Source organism: Lysinibacillus sp. JK80 (genome assembly GCF_027557635.1).
GTDB classification, from domain to species: Bacteria; Bacillota; Bacilli; order Bacillales_A; family Planococcaceae; genus Lysinibacillus; species Lysinibacillus capsici.
The window spans coordinates 2662999-2684622 of record NZ_CP058997.1 but is presented as its reverse complement, the minus strand read 5'-3'; the positions used below and the strand labels follow the sequence as shown (position 1 = coordinate 2684622).

15 protein-coding genes are annotated in these 21624 nt (G+C 37.3%); 11 read left to right on the top strand and 4 right to left on the bottom strand.

The features are described from left to right. Window positions 1–10: 10 nt before the first annotated feature. Entirely contained in the window at window positions 11–2221 is a 2211-nt protein-coding gene (locus tag HXV90_RS13545) for a sensor histidine kinase (protein WP_269897419.1), read from the top strand. A 36-nt stretch (window positions 2222–2257) separates the two neighbouring features. Here the strand turns inward: HXV90_RS13545 and HXV90_RS13540 are convergent, their stop codons facing one another. Beyond that, window positions 2258–3406, bottom strand: coding sequence for an acyl-CoA dehydrogenase family protein (locus tag HXV90_RS13540; RefSeq protein WP_269897418.1), 1149 nt, complete (start codon window positions 3404–3406; stop codon window positions 2258–2260). A gap of 309 nt (window positions 3407–3715) precedes the next feature. Between HXV90_RS13540 and HXV90_RS13535 the strand changes: the two genes are divergently transcribed. The 4 genes from HXV90_RS13535 (at window position 3716) to HXV90_RS13520 (ending at window position 8500) form a co-directional block, all read left to right on the top strand. Beyond that, entirely contained in the window at window positions 3716–4795 is a 1080-nt protein-coding gene (locus HXV90_RS13535; protein ID WP_269897417.1) for a metallophosphoesterase, read from the top strand. Between the two features lie 104 nt (window positions 4796–4899). After that, a complete protein-coding gene (locus HXV90_RS13530) occupies window positions 4900–5736 on the top strand; it encodes an undecaprenyl-diphosphate phosphatase (RefSeq protein WP_175400802.1) in 837 nt (278 codons plus the stop codon). 293 nt (window positions 5737–6029) lie between these two features. Further along, window positions 6030–7322 (top strand): globin-coupled sensor protein, encoded by a 1293-nt coding sequence (locus HXV90_RS13525; RefSeq protein WP_054549076.1) that lies wholly within the window; start codon window positions 6030–6032, stop codon window positions 7320–7322. A 215-nt stretch (window positions 7323–7537) separates the two neighbouring features. Continuing rightward, window positions 7538–8500: a 2-hydroxyacid dehydrogenase gene (locus HXV90_RS13520; RefSeq protein WP_004229713.1), complete on the top strand. Its 963-nt coding sequence runs from the start codon at window positions 7538–7540 to the stop codon at window positions 8498–8500. Between the two features lie 38 nt (window positions 8501–8538). On the opposite strand, the gene HXV90_RS13515 is transcribed toward HXV90_RS13520, so the two are convergent. Further along, window positions 8539–9339 (bottom strand): TIGR00266 family protein, encoded by an 801-nt coding sequence (locus HXV90_RS13515; RefSeq protein WP_004229711.1) that lies wholly within the window; start codon window positions 9337–9339, stop codon window positions 8539–8541. A gap of 578 nt (window positions 9340–9917) precedes the next feature. Between HXV90_RS13515 and HXV90_RS13510 the strand changes: the two genes are divergently transcribed. From HXV90_RS13510 to HXV90_RS13495, 4 genes are all read left to right on the top strand, one after another. Further along, window positions 9918–11396 (top strand): aldehyde dehydrogenase family protein, encoded by a 1479-nt coding sequence (locus HXV90_RS13510; RefSeq protein WP_269897416.1) that lies wholly within the window; start codon window positions 9918–9920, stop codon window positions 11394–11396. Window positions 11397–11422: 26 nt separating this feature from the next. Further along, window positions 11423–12595 (top strand): saccharopine dehydrogenase family protein, encoded by a 1173-nt coding sequence (locus HXV90_RS13505; RefSeq protein ID WP_269897415.1) that lies wholly within the window; start codon window positions 11423–11425, stop codon window positions 12593–12595. A gap of 9 nt (window positions 12596–12604) precedes the next feature. Beyond that, the gene (locus HXV90_RS13500) at window positions 12605–13798 is read left to right on the top strand and encodes an acyl-CoA dehydrogenase family protein (protein WP_269897414.1); all 1194 of its coding nucleotides are present in this window, start codon (window positions 12605–12607) and stop codon (window positions 13796–13798) included. Between the two features lie 127 nt (window positions 13799–13925). Next, window positions 13926–16025 carry a beta-propeller domain-containing protein gene (locus tag HXV90_RS13495; protein WP_269897413.1) on the top strand — a complete coding sequence of 700 codons (2100 nt, stop codon included), beginning with the start codon at window positions 13926–13928 and terminating at the stop codon, window positions 16023–16025. Between the two features lie 428 nt (window positions 16026–16453). On the opposite strand, the gene HXV90_RS13490 is transcribed toward HXV90_RS13495, so the two are convergent. Continuing rightward, window positions 16454–17863, bottom strand: a complete 1410-nt coding sequence (locus HXV90_RS13490) for a polysaccharide deacetylase family protein (protein ID WP_048393300.1) — start codon at window positions 17861–17863, stop codon at window positions 16454–16456. 339 nt (window positions 17864–18202) lie between these two features. Here HXV90_RS13490 and HXV90_RS13485 point away from each other — a divergent pair, with 339 nt between their 5' ends. Next, window positions 18203–18955 (top strand): threonine/serine exporter family protein, encoded by a 753-nt coding sequence (locus HXV90_RS13485; protein WP_009371811.1) that lies wholly within the window; start codon window positions 18203–18205, stop codon window positions 18953–18955. Between the two features lie 12 nt (window positions 18956–18967). Beyond that, on the top strand, window positions 18968–19444 hold the full coding sequence (locus HXV90_RS13480) for a threonine/serine exporter family protein (protein ID WP_081010948.1): 477 nt from the start codon (window positions 18968–18970) through the stop codon (window positions 19442–19444). A 46-nt stretch (window positions 19445–19490) separates the two neighbouring features. Here HXV90_RS13480 and HXV90_RS13475 read toward each other — a convergent pair whose 3' ends face one another. Next, on the bottom strand, window positions 19491–21512 hold the full coding sequence (locus tag HXV90_RS13475) for an EAL domain-containing protein (protein WP_054549078.1): 2022 nt from the start codon (window positions 21510–21512) through the stop codon (window positions 19491–19493). Window positions 21513–21624: the final 112 nt, after the last annotated feature.

Here is a 21624-nt window from a genome sequence, read left to right as displayed (position 1 = left end):
GTAAAAAGGGATGATAAAAAAATGGAAATCTCTTCTCGTATTAATGTGTTTAATCTGGACAATTTTCGGAGTCTTTACTTTTTATAATGTGGGCTATCAGTATATTGGTAAATCATATTTTGATTCGGAAAATTTCCAACATGAAATCGATAATTTCACGGCAGAACTAGGACCGTTAGTAATTAATGTACCAAATGCAGAGGAATTGAAAAATAAAATTGAGATTACTCAAACTGAAATAGAAGATCATCGTAATTATTATGGTACATTAGGACAGCAAATCGATAATATTAAGGCACAATACGAACAACGTATTCAGGAAGCTATAGATGCCAATGCAACAGAATTAAAGACAAAGCTAGTGTCTGAACGTGATAATAAAATTAAAGATATTACAGCAAATTTTGAAGATGATGAGCATGTAAGAAAAAAGATTCTTGCTGAAAAGGAAGCCCTCATTGATAAATATATTAAAGCAGCAAAAGGTGAATCCAAAAACTTTGGAAAAAACTATGACTATTGGTCTTATGAGTTGACTAATACAGAAACTGGTAAAACGTACCGTGCAGGTGATGTTACCGAAAGTAGTGCCTATAAAATTAAGTATACTGATCGAAAACCGCTATATGCATGGAATATCAGTGAGAATTTAAGAAATATTTTTTACAATACCGAAACATACGTAAATGTAGATGATCTTTACGAAACAGCTGAATATACAGGTGTAATAGCTATTTCAAAAAAAGCAGCAATGTCAGAAGATGTTATACAGGGAGGGTATCAACAATTTCAACAGTTTCAACGCAATCAATATACTCATTACTTTATTTGGCTCACAAGTATTTTAATGGCCGTCTTTGTATGGAGGGGGCGTAAAGACTTATTACAGATAGTTACGAGTATGAAGGAAAAAGATCTTTTAACAAAGTATAAAATCGATGTACAAATTATTCTTTTGTTAATAACGAGCCTTATGTATTTCATTTCAGCCCAGGTTGTTTTTGAATCTATTGAATATAATTCTGTTTATAATTATAATTATGTCCGTTTTATACTCGATATTGGCTTTAAAATACTTGTTTTAATGGTAATTGGTAGTGCTTTCTTCGTGCAATTAATTTGGTTGTATACAAGAGTAAATACTTTGAATAAGCTAGAGGAAAATGTGAAATCGAGCTATTTATGGTCACTTGGGGATTCGTTGACTGACTTATTTATTAATCGTTCGATCGCATTACATTCAATTGTAATGCTAGCCGCAGCCTTCTTTGGAGGTGGTAGCCTTGTTGCTACCATGATAGGAGGCGGAGCTTTTCCAGTCCTTGTACTTGGCATTTGTATGTTTATAGGATTTCCTGCTATGATTGTTTTCCTATCAAGAATGGGTTATTTAAACCGTATTATGAAAGATACGAAGGATATGGCTGAAGGACGTTTAAATCGTGATGTAAAGGTAAAAGGTAAATCTCCGCTTTCAGGTCATGCAGAAAACCTCAATCATTTACGAGAAGGTGTGCGTACGTCCATGCATGAGCAGGCGAAAAGTGAGCGGTTAAAAACAGAGCTGATTACAAATGTGAGTCATGATTTACGTACTCCTTTAACCTCTATAATTACGTATACCGATTTACTGAAGAAGCCAAATATTACAGAGGAAGAACGGAAACAATACATTCATATACTAGATAAAAAGTCTGAACGTTTAAAAGTGCTGATTGAAGACCTTTTTGAAGTATCGAAAATGGCTAGTGGTAATATTGAACTTCACCGCAGTCGAGTAGATTTAACACAGCTTATCCAACAAGCTGTAGGGGAGCATAAAGAGGATTTAACACAGTCACAACTAGATTTACGAATGACCATGCCTCATGATCCAATCTTTGCATATGTGGATGGTCAAAAATGGTGGAGACTTATTGATAATTTAATTGTCAATGTTTTGAAGTATGCGCTAGAGGGAACGCGTGTTTATGTGACATTTAAGCGTACGGCAGATGGCGATGCTGAATTTACGGTGAAAAATGTAGCAAAGTATGAAATTAGTGAAGATGCTGAGGAATTATTTGAACGCTTTAAACGTGCAGATGCCTCACGTCATACAGAGGGCTCAGGGCTTGGATTAGCCATTGCACAATCCATTGTCGATTTACATGGAGCAAGAATGAGCATTGATGTAGATGGCGATTTATTTAAAGTAATCGTTCGAATTCCAGCAGTTTAATGGTAAAAAGGCGGCAAACTTCTGCCGCCTTTTTTATTATAGGCCTAAATTTTTGGCGATAATAACCTTCATGACTTCATTAGTACCAGCATAGATCGACATAACAGGTATATCTCTATATCTTCTAGCAATCTTATATTCCTCCATATAGCCATAGCCACCATGCAATTGCATACATTGCGTAGCAAGGTCACGTGCATTTTCGGTAATCCAGTATTTTGCCATAGAAACTTTTGTCACAACATCATTGCCTGCAATATGCTCTTCAATCAATGATTCTAAAAAGGATTTACCAAGCTCGATTTTAGTAGCCATTTCAGCTATTTTAAATTGTGTATTTTGGAAGTCACCAATTGTTTTGCCAAAAGCCTGACGTGATTTCACATAGTCCAGCGTTAGTGTAAGCATATCCTCAGTGGCTGTTTGTGCGGCAATCGCTACTGCTAATCGCTCTTGCTGCAGTTTTTCCATCATATAATGAAAGCCCTTGCCTTCTTCGCCAAGTAGATTTTGAACAGGCACTCGACAATCTTCAAAATAGAGTTCAGCTGTATCTTGGGCATGCATACCAACTTTTTCGAGCTGTCTTCCTTTTGTAAAGCCAGGTGTGCCCTCTTCAATAACAAGTAGGCTAATACCACGATGTTTTTTCTCAGCCTGAGGATTTGTTTTTACTGCGACAACCGCTAAGTTTGTATGGATGCCATTTGTTATAAAGGTTTTTTGACCATTTACAATATAATGGTCCCCATCGCGAATGGCTGACGTTTTGATATTAGCCAAGTCTGAACCTGTACCTGGCTCCGTCATTGCAATAGCTGTTATATAGTCGCCTGTAACACATTTTGGCAGCCAACGAGATTTTTGTTCGTGTGTCCCATATGCTTCGATATATGGGACAACAATATCATTATGCAGGCCTACCCCGATAAGACTTGAGCCTATACGTTCAAGTTCTTCTTGTATGATGACGCCAAAGCTGAAATCCAAGCCCAGCCCGCCATATTGTTCTTCTACTTGTGGACAAAGATAGCCCATATCGCCAAGCTTACGCCAAAAAGAAAGCGGAATAAGATGATCTTTTTCCCACTGTGCATAATGCGGTTCAGCTTCTTCAGCTAAAAACTTACGAAAGGTTTTGCGAAATAATTCATGCTCTGTTGTTTCAAATTTATAACGTGTCATTTGAAATAGCACCCCTTTTTCTTCGTAAATACGCGAATTTGCTCGTTCATCTACTATGTTACTGGAAGGAATGTGAAAATAAAAGTAGCGTTTAGTATGTAAATGACGAAAATGTCATCTATATACAGTGAAATGTCATGTAAAACGAGAGTAACGAATGAAATGAAAAGGTAAACTTAAATTTGTCATAGAATAAAGGGACAAGTTCCTACTTTCTTTAGAAGATTATTCAAGTGCTTTAAGCAATATGATTGATAAGTATAATGGTATAATCAATTAAATTATAGAAAGAAAGTAGAGGGCTTGGTTATGCCAAAAGTAATCGGCGCTGTTCTTTTAATTAGTATTTATAGTGCTTTGACTTTCTATTTAGGGTGGGGAGTAAAGCAGTGGCTTGTAGCAATGGGGTGGTTTCGTTTTCCAGTATTATTTTGGATCGTGCTGTATATGGTTGCTTTTAGTATTATAATCGGAAGATTACACGAGTCATTACGTGTGTTTTCTGTAATCAGTAATTATTGGATGTTTATCTTTGAATATGGCTTATTGCTATGTTTAGTTGCACAATTCATTATTTGGCTTACACCTTTTAAAAACGTGCAAATAATAGGTAGTATAGTAGTAGCTATCCTATTCTTGTTAAGTATCATTGGCTCCTATTTAGCCTACTCTCCAGTTGTTCGTCATTTAGAAATAACTGTTGATAAACAAGATAGTGACTTAAACACACTAAGAGCTGTTGTAGCATCTGATTTTCACTTAGGTGTTTTATCCCATAAACGACATTTACAACGTTTTGTCAGCTTAGCTAATGAAGCACAACCAGATATCGTGTTGTTAGCTGGGGATATTGTGGACGATGACCCTAAATGGTTTGTTCAAGAGGGTATGGCAGATGTCATGAAACAATTAACATCTACATATGGAACATATGGTATATTAGGTAACCATGAATATTATGGCAAAAAAATTCCTGAATTTATTAAGGAAATGGAAAATGCCAATGTGAAAATGCTCCTAGATGAAACAATTCTTATAGAAGATGCGTTTATATTAACAGGGCAAGAGGACAGAACGAATAAAGAAAGAAAACCACTTGAGGTGCTAAAGCCTTCTGCTAATTTACCATGGCTTGTAATGAATCATACACCTGACGATTTAAACACGCCTTCCCAAATGGGCGTTGATTTACATATGTCTGGTCATACACACAAGGGACAGCTGTGGCCGAATCAGTATATAACAGCTCGTGTATTTGAACTGGATTATGGTTATAAGTTGAAGGAACAGATGCATACACTTGTTTCATCAGGCTATGGCTTCTGGGGCCCACCGATGCGAATTGGCAGTAGATCAGAGCTTTGGGTAGTAGATATAACATTTAAATAGTATGTGATAATCTAACAATCGGCTTCTTAGGTGAAAAGGCAGTAGTATATAAAAACTTAGTATTTTATAATAAGTGGGTATTTGATTAAAAAAGGTAAGGTGACATGGTGGAAATTATAGAGTTATTAAAAGCATTAATATTAGGCTTTGTCGAGGGTATGACAGAATTTGCACCAGTATCTTCTACGGGACATATGATTATCGTGGATGATATGTGGTTAAAGACTGAGGAGTTTTTAGGGAAATATCCTGCCAACACATTTAAAATTGTTGTACAACTTGGTTCCATATTAGCGGTTATCGTAGTTATGTGGAAACGTATGCTAAGCTTAGTTGGTTTATATAAAATTGAAGGTCAAGCTAAGTCCATAAATGGCCGCTTTAACTTATTGCATGTTATTGTTGGTATGCTACCAGCAGTTGTCTTAGGTTTTGCATTCAAGGATTTTATTGACGACCATCTTTTTAAAGTAGAGCATGTTGTTTATGCACTAGTGGCAGGAGCAATTCTGATGATTGCTGCAGATAAGTTGGCACCGAGAAAACCAAAAGTTGATTCTTTAGATAAGATTTCCTATGGTTTAGCATTTAAGGTAGGACTTGTACAATGCCTATCACTATGGCCAGGTTTTTCTCGTTCAGGTGCGACGATTTCGGGTGGGGTACTATTTGGTATGAGTCACCGTGTTGCAGCCGATTTTACATTCATTATGGCTGTGCCAATCATGGCAGGAGCTAGCCTCGTATCCGTTTTGAAAAACTGGGATACTTTATCGATGGACTATTTTGGCTTTTATGCTGTAGGATTCATTAGTTCGTTCGTCTTTGCATTATTGTCCATTAAGTTTTTCTTAGCGCTTATTTCAAAGGTAAAATTAATGCCTTTTGCCATTTATCGTTTAGTTTTAGCAGCAGTTCTTTGCGTTATCATTTTCATGTAAACAATAAGTCACGCTTCTTCTTCAAGAAGCAGTGGCTTTTTTTGCGTTAAGATTATTGAACCATATATCCATTTTTTCAGTAAATTGAGAGAAAATGAGTATAAAGAATCATGTTAAAGCATAAATTAATAGCGAATTATAATAATATTAGACAACATTTACCTACATATTGTTCATTTAGATGTTTTGAGATTATAATTGATACATAAAGTGTCTAATTATTTGTTGTTTTTTATAAAAAGTAGGAATATAGACTTATTAAGATATATGATTAAATATATGAGGTGGAGAAAATGTTTCAACTTATCAATAGATCTAAGAAAAATACAATTGAAATAAGCAATGAAACAACAATCGGTATTTTTATAGAAGATCCAGACCGTTTACTACAATTAAATCTTGTAGGGTTAAGTGTGCATGATCTTCAGCTGATTAATAGTTTAAAACCATATGTAGAAAGAAATGTAGTAGAAGTGGTAGCGGCATTTTATCATGCAATAGAAAGTGTTCCTGCCTTACAAAAGGTTATTCAATCACATAGCTCCAGCGAACGTTTACGACAGACATTACGTCACCATATTATTGAAATGTTTGAGGGGAGAATAGATGAAGCCTTTTTAGAAAAGCGAAGACGTGTGGCCAAAATGCATGTAAAGATTAATTTATATCCGAAGTGGTATTTAGCTGCTTTTCAAATACTTGAGAAATCACTTCGCAAAATAGTCTATGAACTACGATTACCAAAGGGCGAAGAAGAGAAGTTTTGTGATGCTATCAGTAAAATATGTAATTTTGAACAACAAATCGTTTTAGAAGAATACGATAGCTATGCAAGTATACTAATTGAAACACAACGCAATAATGTTCGGGACCATGTAAAGGATGTTATCGGCGGAGTTTCTACACAATTAGAGGTTCAATCACAAACTACAACTGAAACAGTAACAGAACTTGTATATAGCGCAAAGCGTGTCAACGCTTCTTTGAAGGAAAGTATGTATGAAGCAGAATCAATGCAAAAAGTGTCTAATGAAGGCTATACTAAAATAATATCTATTAATGAACAAACAGGGAAGATTCATCATAAGACCGTTGAAATGGCAAATATGGTGGAGCAATTAGATGCATCCTCTTCGAAAATAAATGCCGTTGTAGAAATTGTGAAAAGTATTTCTGGGCAAACAAATTTACTTGCGTTAAACTCTGCAATTGAGGCGGCACGTGCCGGTGAGCATGGTAAAGGCTTTGCAGTTGTTGCAAACGAAGTACGCAAGCTTGCGGATCAAACAAAAAGCTCTGTTGAACAGATTGCTGAGTTAATCATGACGTCAAATGGTATCACAACACAAGTTGTACAAGCAATTCAGAACATACAGGAGCTTGTAAATAGTAGTATCGAACGTAATGCTGAATCTCTAAAAGCTTTTGATGCGATTTCGGGTTCTGTAGAAGTTTCAATCTCAAATTTCCAAAAAGTTGATAATCAAGTATCTGAATTAGCTACTATTATTGAATCGATTGGTGAATCTTCGGAAGAATTAGCGAGGGTCGCTAATCGCTTAAATACAACAATAAGAGAGTTTTAAAAGAAATATAGCTATGCATACTATCTATGCATAGTTTTTTAGTATGTGAATTAGGATAAAAGGTCTTATTTTATGGATAAATCAACTAAGAGGCTGATGAATTAGCTAATAGCAAATTTTATAGAAAGAGGAAGATTACAAAAACCTAGAAAATGCTTGTTTTAAGTGTTACGCTATAGGCGAATTAGGGAATTGAGTAGAGGGGTGTTTGGAGCATGAAAAAGAAATTATTTATAACACGTAAGTTTCCTACACATATTGTTGAACTGCTACAGGAGTTTTATGAAATCTCACAATGGGATGAGGAAGAAATTGTGATTCCACGTGAAAAATTGCTCGCAGCTGTCGCTGACTGTGAGGTACTGTGGGTAACGATAGCTGACCAAGTAGATGAAGAATTACTTTCGCATGCACCCAACTTAAAATTAGTGACGAATTTAGCAGTTGGATATAATAATATCGATGTGAAGGCTTTAAAAAAACGAGGCATTATGGCGACAAATACGCCTGGAGTTTTAACTAATACAACTGCGGATTTAGTATTTGGCTTACTGCTTGCAACTGCTCGTAGAATTCCAGAAAGTGAAAGATATTTACGTGAGGGTAAATGGAAAAGCTGGTATCCAATGCAACTGGTTGGCAAGGATGTTTCAGGAGCCACAATTGGCATTATTGGCATGGGGAGAATTGGCCAAGCTGTTGCTAGAAGAGCAAAAGGGTTTGATATGAAAATCTTGTATAATAATCGCAGACGTCGTCATGAAGCAGAAGAAATGTATGGCTTCCAGTATGTTTCGCTGGAGGATCTATTAAAGCAATCTGATTTTGTTGTGATTATGACACCTTATAATAGTGATACGGAAGGACTCATTGGTGCAAAGGAACTTGCTTTGATGAAAGAAGATGCGGTATTAATTAATGCCTCACGTGGTGGAATTATTGATGAGGATGCGCTATACGATGTTCTTAAAAATGGGAAGCTTTGGGCTGCAGGACTAGATGTGTTTGAACAAGAGCCGATTGCGATGGATCATCCCTTATTAACACTTCCAAATGTAGTAGCTCTGCCACATATCGGTAGCGCGTCATTAGAAACGAGAACGGCTATGCTAATGTTAAATGTAAAAGCTTTGACTGCTTATGGACAAGGCAAGGCAATATCCAATCGAATTGATTAAAAAGAGGAGCATATCGGTGAAAGATATGCTCCATTTTTTTATCTATTGAATAAATCGAATAAGCCGCCGATACCGCCTTCACCTTTAGATTGACCGCCTCCACCTTGCGAAATAGGTGCAGCTGCAAAGACACGACTGGCTAAACGGCTAAATGGTAATGATTGTACCCACACTGTTCCAGGACCACGTAATGTAGCAAAGAAGATTCCTTCGCCTCCAAACAGGGCTGTTTTTACGCCTCCAACCATTTCAATATCGTAATCCACATTGGATGTCATTGCTACAAGACATCCTGTATCCACACGTAAAACTTCACCCGGTTGTAATGTTTTTTCATGAATGGCTCCTCCTGCATGAACAAATGCCATGCCGTCACCTTCTAGCTTTTGCATAATGAAGCCTTCACCACCGAAGAAGCCTACTCCAATTTTTTTCTGAAATTCAACGCCAACAGAGACCCCTTTAGCAGCAGCTAAGAATGCATCTTTTTGACAGATAATTTTACCGTTTAATTGGCTTAAATCCATCGGAATAATCTTCCCTGGGTATGGTGATGCGAAATAAACATGCTTCTTACCTGAGCCAACGTTTGTGAATGTTGTCATGAATAAACTCTCACCTGTTATTAGGCGTTTTCCGGCACCTAATAATTTACCCATTAGACCACTTTGTGAGCCACCTCGTGAGCCGTCACCAAAAATAGTTTCCATATGGATCGAATCATCCATCATCATTAACGCTCCTGCTTCTGCAACAACTGTTTCCTGAGGGTCAAGCTCAACTTGCACATATTGCATGTCGTCACCAAATAACTTGTAGTCAATTTCATGATTATTCATAAAGGGATTCCTCCAAAAATAAATTTAATGATATTGTATACGATTATAAGTTACATTGGTTTCAATAGAAAATTAAATATTTTAGAAAAAAAGGGAATTAGTTAGAAAATGTCGAATATAAAAAACTAGAATGTGTATTATTTATTTTCATTTAACTAAGGGTATTGTGAATATACATAACCTTAAGAGGCTTCTAAATTTAGAAGTCATCCTCTATATTGAGGTAAGGAAGTTAAGTGGAAATAAAGCCTCTGGCAGTTGTCACCGATTATTATTGAAATGCTAGTATTACAAGGTGTGGTGTATATTGAAAATTCGGAATTTTGACATATTTTATCTCCGCTCACTCCAAGATTCCTAATGAGACATTTTTCTTTTGGTGGGGAGCAACTATTGATGTATGGAGATAAAGCCACTGGTAGCTGTCACGAATAGTGAAACGTGTAAGCACATTCCACTGCTCGGACGCAATTATTCCAAGGCGAAGTGGATTCTGGTTAAATTCATAGACTTATACCTATGGAATACGACTGGTACAACAGCTGAGGCATCATAGAGTATTTCAGGGGGTGTATGTAGTGGAGATTAAAAACTATATCGGTGGTAAATGGATCACACATTCACATTTACAAAGTATAGCAGTGACGAACCCTGCAAACGGTGAGCAGCTTGCTACCATTCCACGCTCTACTTCGAATGAGGTAGACGAGGCTGTAGCTGTTGCTAAACAAGCACAAAAGAGCTGGGCACTTATACCAGCACCAAAACGTGCAGATTATTTATATGCCATCGGTCAAAAAATGAAAGAGAAAAAAGAACATTTGGCGACCGTTTTAACAAAAGAAATGGGTAAGGTCATTGAAGAGGCTAGAGGAGAAGTCCAAGAAGGAATTGATATGGCATACTATATGGCTGGTGAAGGACGTAGATTGTTTGGTGAAACAACACCGTCTGAGCTTGCCAATAAATTTGCTATGAGTGTAAGGGCACCTATAGGCGTTGTAGCACTCATTACACCTTGGAATTTCCCTGTTGCTATCGCCACATGGAAGTCATTTCCTGCCATTGTTGCAGGGAATACATTCATTTGGAAACCGTCTAATGAGACTCCAATGATGGCCTATGAAATGGGTAAAATCTTTGAGGAAGTAGGCTTACCAGATGGTGTCGCTAATATCGTATTTGGTACAGGACCTACAGTAGGCACAGCATTAATTGAACATCCTGACGTCAAGGTTATTTCTTTTACAGGTTCTACAACAACGGGCAGTAAAGTAGCTGAGCTTGGCGGGAAGCATTTGAAAAAGGTTTCTTTAGAGATGGGTGGCAAAAATGCTGTTATTGTCATGAATGATGCTGATTTACAGCTAGCTACAGAAGGGATTTTATGGAGCGCATTTGGTACTGCTGGGCAAAGGTGTACAGCATGTAGTCGAGTCATTGTGCATAAAGATGTAAAAGAACAATTAGAGAAACGTCTCTTAGATGAAATGCAAAAGCTCACAATTGGGGATGGTCTAGATGAGGGAGTAAAAATCGGGCCAGTGATTAATAAAGCAGCATTGGAAAAAATTAATCACTATGTACAAATAGGTAAACAAGAGGGTGCTACATTATTAGCAGGTGGCAGGATACTAAATGAACCACCTTATGATAAAGGGTTCTATTATGAGCCAACATTGTTTACAAATGTGAAGCCTGACATGATTATTGCTCAAGAAGAAATCTTTGGTCCAGTCGTATCTCTAATTGAAGTGGCAAGTTTGGAAGAAGCAATTGAAGTAAATAATGGTGTGAAATTTGGCTTATCTAGCTCAATATTCTCCCAAGATGTCAATACAATTTTCCGCGCACAACGTGATTTAGATACAGGTATTGTTTATGTAAATGCTGGCACAACAGGTGCTGAAATCCATTTGCCATTCGGAGGTACTAAAGGGACAGGAAATGGACACCGTGATTCAGGTGTAGCAGCCCTAGATGTATACACAGAGTGGAAGAGTATTTATGTAGACTACAGCGGTAAATTACAAAGAGCACAAATCGATACAGAGTAACAGATCAACGAAAGGGGATGTTCTTGATGAAAGTTGTTGTATTAGGTGCAGGTTTAATGGGGAAAGAGGTAGCTCGTGATTTAATAAAAAACGATAAAGTGGAGCGTGTGTATTTAGGGGATATCGATGTAAAAGTTGCACAGGACTTTGTAGATACGCTAGATACAAATAAGGTAGAAGTGGTAGAGCTACACGCAGAACGTGACGATTCATTAATGAGTGTTATTTCGAAGGGGGATGTTGCCGTCAATGCATTGTTTTATTCGTTCAATGAACGAGTAGCAAGAGCAGCTATTGAGGCAGGCGTCCATTCTGTTGATTTAGGTGGTCATATCGGTGGCGTTACAGAGAAGATATTAGATTTACATGAGGAAGCAAAGGCAAAAGGTGTTACAATCATTCCTGACCTAGGTGTTGCTCCCGGCATGATCAATATTCTAGCGGGCTATGGTGCTTCAAAATTAGACGAAGTAGAATCTATTAAACTATTTGTTGGTGGTATTCCAACTGAGCCAAAGCCTCCGCTTCATTATACACGCGTGTTTTCTTTAGATGGCGTTTTCGATCATTATACTGAGCCTTCAAAAACGATTCAGAAGGGCAAGCTTGAAGAAGTTCCATCCCTATCAGGCGTTGAACCTATTTATTTTGATGATTTCGGTGTGCTTGAGGCATTTTATACATCTGGTGGTATCTCCACATTGTATAAGACATTCCCGAATGTCCGCACATTAGAATATAAAACCATCCGTTATAAAGGCCATGCTGAGAAATTTAAACTTTTAGCAGACTTAGGCTTCCTTGATTCTGCGAATAAGGTAGAAGTGGATAATCAAGAAGTGCCTGTTCGTGCAGTCGTACGAGAGGCACTCAAAAAGAAGCTTGAATTGGGCTCAAAACCTGATGCTGTATTGTTACGTGTTATTGTAGCAGGTGAAAAGGCCCAACAGCAGGTGACATATGAATATGAAATGGTTGTACGTAAAGATATGACAATTAATGAAACAGCTATGGCCCGTGCTACGGCAAATACGATTTCAGTTGTTGCTCAGATGATTGGTGCCGGTGTTATTACAGAGCATGGTGTATTCCCGCCTGAAGCAATCGTGCCAGGTGATACGTATATTGAAGAGATGGCTAAACGAGGTGTGGTCATTAAAGAGACATCACATAAGTCTGCTATGATTGTGAAATGGTAGGTGCTGACCATGAACTTTGAAATGTCCACTGAGCAGGAAATGCTAAGAAAAACAGTAAGACAGTTTGTTGATGTCGAAATCATTCCCTATATTGCAAAATGGGATGCTGAAGGTGGCTTTGATGCTAAAATTTGGTCCAGACTTGCTGAGCTTGGCTTAATGGGTGTTTGTGTTCCTGAACAATACGGAGGTAGTGGCATGGATTATAATGCACTTGCTATCGTATGTGAGGAGCTTGAACGGGGAGATACGGCATTTCGCACAGCCGTATCTGTTCATACAGGTTTAAATAGCATGACCTTAATGCAGTGGGGGACTGAAGAGCAAAAGCAGCGATACCTTGTTCCGCAAGCTAAAGGTGTACGGATTGGAGCTTTTGGTCTCACAGAACCAGGGGCTGGGTCTGATGTAGCTGCCATGTCAACAACTGCCGTCCGTGATGGAGATCATTATATCCTCAATGGGCAAAAAACGTGGATCTCTTTATGTGATATTGCAGACCACTTTATCGTATTTGCCTATACAGACAAATCGAAAAAACATCATGGAATTAGTGCGTTTATTGTAGAACGTTCCATGGCTGGCTTTACATCTAAAGCGATAAAAGGAAAATATGGTATTCGTGCTGGTAATACAGGTGAGCTCTTTTTTGAAGATTTACGCGTGCCAATTGAAAACCGACTTGGTGAAGAGGGCGAGGGTTTCAAAATTGCCATGTCTGCGCTAGATAATGGTCGATTTACAGTAGCAGCAGGTGCTGTTGGTTTGATCCAAGCTTGCATAGAAGCTAGTGTGAAATACTGTCATGAACGAGAGACATTTGGTAAACCTATTGGTGAGCATCAGCTTGTCGGACGAATGATTGCTAATATGGAAGCAGGCTATCAAATGAGTCGTCTCCTTGTCTATCGTGTTGGAGAATTGAAAAATAAAGGTGTTCGAAATACTCGAGAGACATCATTGGCAAAATGGCAGTCTTGTGATTTTGCGAATAAGGCTGCGGATGATGCGGTCCAAATTCATGGAGCCTATGGCTATTCAGACGAGTATCCAGTTGCCCGTTATTTAAGAAACTCCAAAGCACCAGTCATTTATGAAGGGACTCGCGAAATTCATACTATTATGCAGGCAGATTATGTATTGGGAAGACGACAAGATAAGCCATTAAAAAATATGTTGCCTAAATGGCCATTTGAAGAATAGACGAGAGGGAAGTGTTTCCCTCTCGTTTTTTATTGTGCCTCAACTTACTTAGAAAATTTCAGAAAAATGTAACTTTCCTCTTTTTTACTAGTCTAATTAATAAACAAGTATATGAAGGAGAGGAAAAATGATGAAAAGTAAATGGTTCGCAATTATGCTCATTATCGTTCTAGCTATCGTGCCTGGAATTTTTACATTGATAGTGAATACAGATGTGACGGCAAAGGCGGCTAGCGCAAGTATGGCAACACAAAACTGGCAAGCATCTTTTTCAGTTGCTTTAAAGAAAAACAAAATAACTGAGGAATATGTCTATATCACTACGGAAAAAGGAAGCAAAGTACCTGCAACAATTGAATTGTTGGAAGATCAAAAAACGATAGTAGTGAAAAAGTTAGCACCAGGTAATTATCAATTGCATGTAAAAAAGGAGGCCTTTGCACAAGGCGGACTGAATGTAGCTTCACAGACAATTCCATTTACAATTATTGAGACATTAACAGCCGTTAAATCGGAGAAAGAGTTACAGCAGTATTTTAAAAAGTTGTTAACAACTCAAAGAGTAGAAATTAGAGAAGAAGAGAGCTTACAAAGTACAGCAAGTGAAGATAAAGCAACAGCTAATAATGAGTCTACAACTAATAATCAAGTAGAGGGGGTAGAAGAGGGTGACATTGTAGTAGTAAAAGATGACTTTATTTACACTGCAAAAGATCAGAGCATTACAGTGGTGAATGCTAAAGATCCTAAGAATTTAAAGATGGCTACAAGTATCAAATTAAAACATTCCCAATATATTTCTAAGCTTGCCCTATATGACAATCTATTAATTGCCATCGGGGATCAATATATTGAAAAAGCAGGCACAGCTATGGTAACAGCCTCAATTTATGATATTTCAAATCCAAGCAATCCAAAGCATGTACGTGATGTTGGGCAAGAAGGCTTCTTGCAGGATATTCGCATAACGAATGACACATTATATTTAATCGGTAATATGTATCCAAATTACTGGATGCTACAAGAAGACAATAAAACCGATTTAAAGCCTAAAACATTTGATAGTATGGCAGGAACAGAGTACCAAAGTCTTCCTTTAGAAAAAATCTCAATCTTACCAAATACGATGGATGGTACCTATAGTTTAATTACAGCTGTCGATTTAAAAAATGGAGCTAAGACAACGGCCAATACGAAAGGGTACTTAGGTGGAAGTAGTGGTCTTTATATGTCAGAGAAAGCCCTGTATTTAACGACACCAATGTATGAAAGTAGTATTGATGTTTCATCAGAAAAGCGCGTTATGGATATGATTTGGTTACCGAGGTCAGCCGACACTCAAATTTTCAAGTGGAATGTAGATGGAACGACTTTGAACTTTGTCGGAAGTACGGAAGTAAAGGGAACTGTGTTAAATCAGTATTCAATGGATGAATATAAGGGGAACTTCCGGATCTTTACAACAGAAGGTAATACGTGGAATGAGAAAAGTACTTCCTATAACCATCTCTTTATTTTGGATGAACATTTAAAACCGCTTGGTGCAGTAAAAGATATGGCGCCTGGAGAAAAGATATATTCAGCTAGATTTATGGGAGAAAAAGCATATGTGGTGACATTTAAACAAGTGGATCCACTATTTGTCATTGATGTAGCGAATCCGAAAAAGCCTGCTGTACTAGGGGAATTGAAGATTCCTGGCTTCAGTAATTACCTACATCCATTAGATGATACGCATTTAATTGGTATTGGTTATGATACGGAGCAACGCTATGATTCGTATACGAAACGTAATTTTACTGTGACAACCAATATGAAGATGTCCCTATTCGATGTATCAGACTTCCGAAATCCGAAAGAACAATCAACCGTAAAAATTGGTGGGAAAGGTTCTTCCTCTGAAGTGCAATACAATCCTAAAGCGCTATTCCGCAATAAGGAATACAACTATTTTGGCTTCCCTGTAGTACTGTATGAGGCAGGTAAGGGAGACGAAGTTGTCTATCAAGGTCAAGGTGCTCAAATTTATGAAATTACTGCAGAGAAAGGGATAGTATTGAAAGGAAATATAATCAATCGTAATAATAATGAGTCCTATGAGAATGGGGAGCAAGTTGTACAACGTGTTGTCTATATAGATAATACGCTGTATACAATAGCGCGTAACGAGATAAAAAGCTATCAGTTAAATGACTTCAAGCCTTTAGATACATTAACAATAAAATAATAAGAAAAACAAAACAGTCAATTGAAAGGTATCAAGTAGCCTTTACTCCAATCCTGTATCTTTAGCAACGGTTTTCAAATATAGTGAAGGTGTTCATTATTCTTTATGAAGAGGTGTTGTCACCCATCATCCTCTGATAATGGGCTATTTGATCACTATGCTACTATGAAAAAAGTAAAGACAATTTGCAGAATGGTTGATTGGAGTGGAGCCAGCGTCACTCCTAGGGGATTTAGCGTCACAGATGAGACCCTGGATGAACGTAGGTGAGTGAAGCGGCTCATCGGACGCCCTGGAAAGGACGCTGGCGGAACAGAAGTCAACCTCTCGCCTTGCAAAGTTGCTTTTTCTGCCGTTGACATCATCTTTTTCAACCAAAAAGAAAGTCCAATGAATATGGAGAAATTCATTGGACTTTTTGTTTATTACTATTGTCGATATGGCAGTATCTCGGATACAGTCACAAATTCATAGCCCTGCTCTTGTAAATAGGCAAGAACAGCGTCAAGTCCGTCTGCAGTGGATTGATGAATATCATGCATTAAGACAATGGCATTATTGTGTAAATTATTTTTTACGTGTGGCAATAGCTGCTGTGCATTTCGATGTTTCCAATCCAATGTATCAATTGTCCATAGCACAACAGGGATAGGAATCTCGGCATTAATTGTGTCATTAGTTGCACCGTATGGTGGTCTAAAAACTGTGGCACCTTGATTGATTGCCTTCTCAATTTCAGTGGCAGTCGTGTTATATTCTTTCATCACTTGTTCCTGCGTAAGCTTTGTTAAGACAGGGTGGTTCCACGAATGGTTTCCAATTTCATGACCGCGCGCAAGAACATCTTTTACGATGTCAGGATAGTATTGTACACGACTACCGAGCATGAAGAAAGTAGCCTTTGCGTGATACTTATCAAGAATATTTAAAATTTGCTCCGTGACTTTTGGATGTGGACCATCATCAAATGTTAAAGCAATACGTTTTTTATTCGGATCACCAGTTGGTGGTGGATTAATTGGTTTTACATTTTCCATTGCGATTTGAAATTCGGAGGCTAACAAAGGGTTAATAAGCGAAAGGGGTAGTTTCACTATTGGGGTACCTGCTGCTCCACTAGCAATCTCATATTCATCGAAATAGATTTGTAATGAATCATCAACAATAGCAAAGCGATTGAAGTTAGACCATTTTGGTTCGGTAGCTTTTAATAGTTCATCGTTGAAAAGCTCATCCTTTAATTGGAGGTTTTTTTGCAAATCTTTTCGGACGTTTACAGCCAACGTAGATAAGTTATTCTCATCATTTTGTAAGAGCGTTTGGATCGTAATTTGTTCGCCCGTTTCGTTGTTAATGAAGAATGTTTTTGTGGAGACCTCGTGATTGGCTCCACCTACATATAGCATTTTTGTTAGCACAAAGGAATAGTAATGCTCTCGGTACGGAAAAGTTTCTAGACTAATATTTAATTCACCCATAGCATCTGTATCTTTATTTTTCTTCATCGATGTTAGATAGTTTTCTTTTGAATCCGATATGTATTGTAATACGGCATCATTAAAAACCTCGTTATCTGTTTGTGGGTAATGTATAGCAAATGGTGTTCGTTTGTCATTTGAAACGTCTGTAACAATACGTATGCCTGGAAACGCAGAACTTTCGGTCGATAAATGACTATTCACCGATTCCGTCTCGGATTCTTTTGAAGCACTAATCTTTTGAAACTTAAAGTCATCCTTTGAAAGGATAATAAAAAGTATAATAGTTGTTAAGGTCACAATAAGGCTAAGTAATAAGAAATCAATTATTGGACCGCGTCTTTTTCTACGTTCCTGCATGGTTTTGGATACGCTCCCCTCTTTTTTTATTTTCTATACAATCAGACGTGCCAGTCATTAAAAAAGTTATACAAATCTAGAATCTTTTTATGTAATTTTGTGGAAAATTATTAAGATCACTTTTTCTTCAAAAATCAGCGAATTAATTGTAGTTGTACTTCTATTTAAGAGGTTGTAAAATACCTACTAAAATAGAAAAAACACATGCGTAATATTAGTGTAACTGTAAAAATAAATTGAAAGATAATCCATTGCTTAAGAAAAAAATTTTCAGTTGAGTTTTTATTGGCAGTTCGTTAATATTGGCAAGGAACCTTTTGAAGGAGGCAGATAGCTGCAATGGTCTTACAAGATGCGGATAATGAACTTACGATTGACTGTTTGTTGCTTGCAGGACGCATTATGATTGAAAGTGGTGCCGAAACATACCGTGTTGAGGATACGATGCTGCGTATGGCACATTCTCAAAATATGCCAAATGCTCAATGTTATGCCACACCAACGGGCATCATTTTTTCGTTAGGCAAGACACAGCCAACAAGAATTACATCAATTCCCAGTAGGGTTACAGATTTGCAAAAAATCGCCTTGGTAAATTCAGTATCTCGTAGACTCACATCTCAAATCATAACATTAGAAGAAGCTTATGACGAGTTAAAGTCGATACAAAAAACAAATTATTTTTTACCAACTTATTTGCAAGTTTTGGCAGCTGCGCTTGCTAGTGGTTGTTTCCTTATTATGTTTAAGGGTGGATGGTCGGATTTTCCGATAGCTTTTTTGGCAGGCGGGCTCGGTTTCCTAGTACTGGTAATCATTAATCATTTAACAAGGGTAAAGTTTTTTTCTGAATTTACTGCATCACTCGTCCTCGGCTTTGTTGCCTTCTTTGCAGTAAAGTATGGTTATGGTACTGAACTTGATAAAATTATTATTAGTTCCGTCATGCCACTAGTACCAGGTATTTTGATTACAAATGCTGTACGTGATTTAATGGCAGGTCATTTTATGTCAGGGATGGCAAAGGGAGCAGAGGCCTTTTTAACAGCCTTTGCTATTGGTGCAGCAATCGCCGTCACACTAGGATTTTAGGAGGCGGATAATATGCAGATGATGGACATTATTATACAATTAATAGTTAGTTTTTTTGCGACAGCTGGGATTGCCATTATTTTTAATGTTCCTAGAAAAACACTACTTCATTGCGGACTCGTTGGGGTAATTGGCTGGATTATATACTATGTTCTAACAGAGCAAGGCATGGATGTTGTCAAAGCTTCTTTCTTTGGCTCATTTGTCATTGCCATCGTTGCTCATTTATATGCCCGACGCTTTAAAATACCCATGATTATTTTTATTGTTGGGGGAATTATACCATTAGTACCAGGGGGCATGGCTTATAATGCAATGAGAAATGTGGTAGAAGATGATTACTTACAAGGCTTGCAATATGGCTTAAAGGCATTTTTAATTACAGGTGCTATTGTTATTGGACTAGTTTTTGCAGAAGTAATTATCCAACTCATATTCCGCTCAGTTCGTTCCAGTAAAGTAAAATTACAAAAGGTTTATAAAAAATAGAAGGAGACTGCGTGCAAAATAAACGCAGCCTCCTTCTTCATTATTGTTATTTTGTCAGCAATAGTTCAATCTCTTCAGGTGTAACAGGTTTACTAATATAATAGCCCTGAATGGCATCGCAGCCGTAAGTGATTAATAGATCTGCTTGTTCAGCTGTTTCTACACCTTCAGCGACCACTTTCAATTCCATTGATTTACCTAGTTGCACCATACCATTCATAAGCTTTTGGCTCTTTTCGGATTTCAAGAGTGAATTTGTAAACGTTTGATCGATTTTCAATGTACTTATCGGTAAAATTTGCATATATCTAAATGAGCCGTAGCCAGTACCGAAATCATCTAATACAAAAGAAATGCCTTCGTTTTCAAGCTTACGCATTTGCTGTGCAATAGACGTTGCGGCTTCAGCTTCTAAAGCAAATTTTTCAGTAATCTCAATTTGTAATAGGTTCGCTGGACAACCTGTTTTTGTAATCATTTCAAGTATAGATTTTGCCATATTCTTATCACGGAATTCGCGTACAGAAGAGTTAATAGATACTTTTAAATCATAGCCAGCCTTTTTCCAAAGTAATGCTTGTTCACATGCCTTTTCCAGCATGAAGGACCCAATATTATTAATTAGACCTGTTTCTTCAGCGATAGGAATTAACTCATCAGGCGTTACGACACCTATTACCTCATCTTCCCAACGTACAAGTGCTTCAACAGCAGTAACTTTTCCAGAATACACATCGATTTGTGGTTGATAGAGTACCTTCAAGTTCTTTTGGTCAAGTGCTTGGAGTAAGCGCTTTTCAATTAATGCTTTACGATTTAAAGCTTTATGTGTTGCTGTTGATAAAGAAACAATTTTATCTCCGCCAGCCTCACGGACTGTTGAAATAGTAGCAATGGATGCCTTCATAAGCTGAGAGAATGTTGATTGATCCTCAGGATATCTAGTTATGCCACCACTAATAGAAATTGGTACAGCAATATTGCCGCTATAAATCGGATGTTGTTGTAAGTAAGATAAAAAGCCTTGAATAAACCATTCACTTAAAGGCGTAATGACAACAAAATCATTTTCATTTATACGAGCCATCGTGCTATCTTGGAAATACATTTTTATACGATTTGTAAATTCAACAATAAGGCTTTGATCGATTTGTTGATCATGTAATTCTTTAAGTGTATAAAATTTATCAATACTTAGATAAACAAATGAAAAGTGTCTCTCATCGTCAATCATATTGGTGATTACTTTTTCAAGTCGATGTGCATTCATCAAACCAGTTTCTGTATCGATGTAAGCAATTTTTTCAAGTTGGTGTTGAATCGTTTTTGATTTAGTTACATCCTTTTCAATTAGGATAAACTGTTGTTCATTTGTTTCAAGATTAACGAGGGGGATAGCCGTTAGTAGCACCCAATAGGATTGCCCCGTTTTTGTAATTTTTTCAACTTCTCCTTGCCATGTATGACCATTATTTAAATTACGCCAGATCGTATGTGTTATTTTTTCACTCATTTCATTATCAGGGAACAGTTGCCAAAAGGTTTTGCCGATAACACGCTTTGGTGTCCATTGGCTTGTTTTTAGAAATTCATTATTACATTCCAAGATAAATCCATCGTGATCGAGTGTAACGGTCATAAAGGTTGCATCTAAACCTTGCTTAAGGTTTACAAAGGTATTGCATTGAGAGATAGCCTGCGTCATTAATTCTGGGAGCATAAAAATCAATAGAATAAAACGTTCTCCCTCATCTGTAAAAGGTTTAGCTAGCAGAGCTGTTGTTATTTCTGCATTTGAAGTTGTGTGTACTTGAATTTTTTCTAGATACGTACTGTCCTCATTTTGTAAAATAGATTGAAGTGTTTCGACAGGAAGCTGACGCAGTAGATTTTCGTGTATAGATGGAGTAGTATTTCCTTTAATATCATTAGCTGATAAGCCAATCAGATGTTCAGCACTCTTTCCCCAGACTGTTGCTTGTCCATCTTGATTAATGATAATTGCAGGAAAAGGAAGTGAATTTAAATAATGTTCATCAATCGTAAATGATTTATGCATATGACTCATGATTATTCGATCTCCTTGGGTAATCAATATATACTAATATTATAGATAATAATCGGGAATTAGTCATTATGAATATATTTGTAAATATTTGATAGTAAAATTTAATAGGACT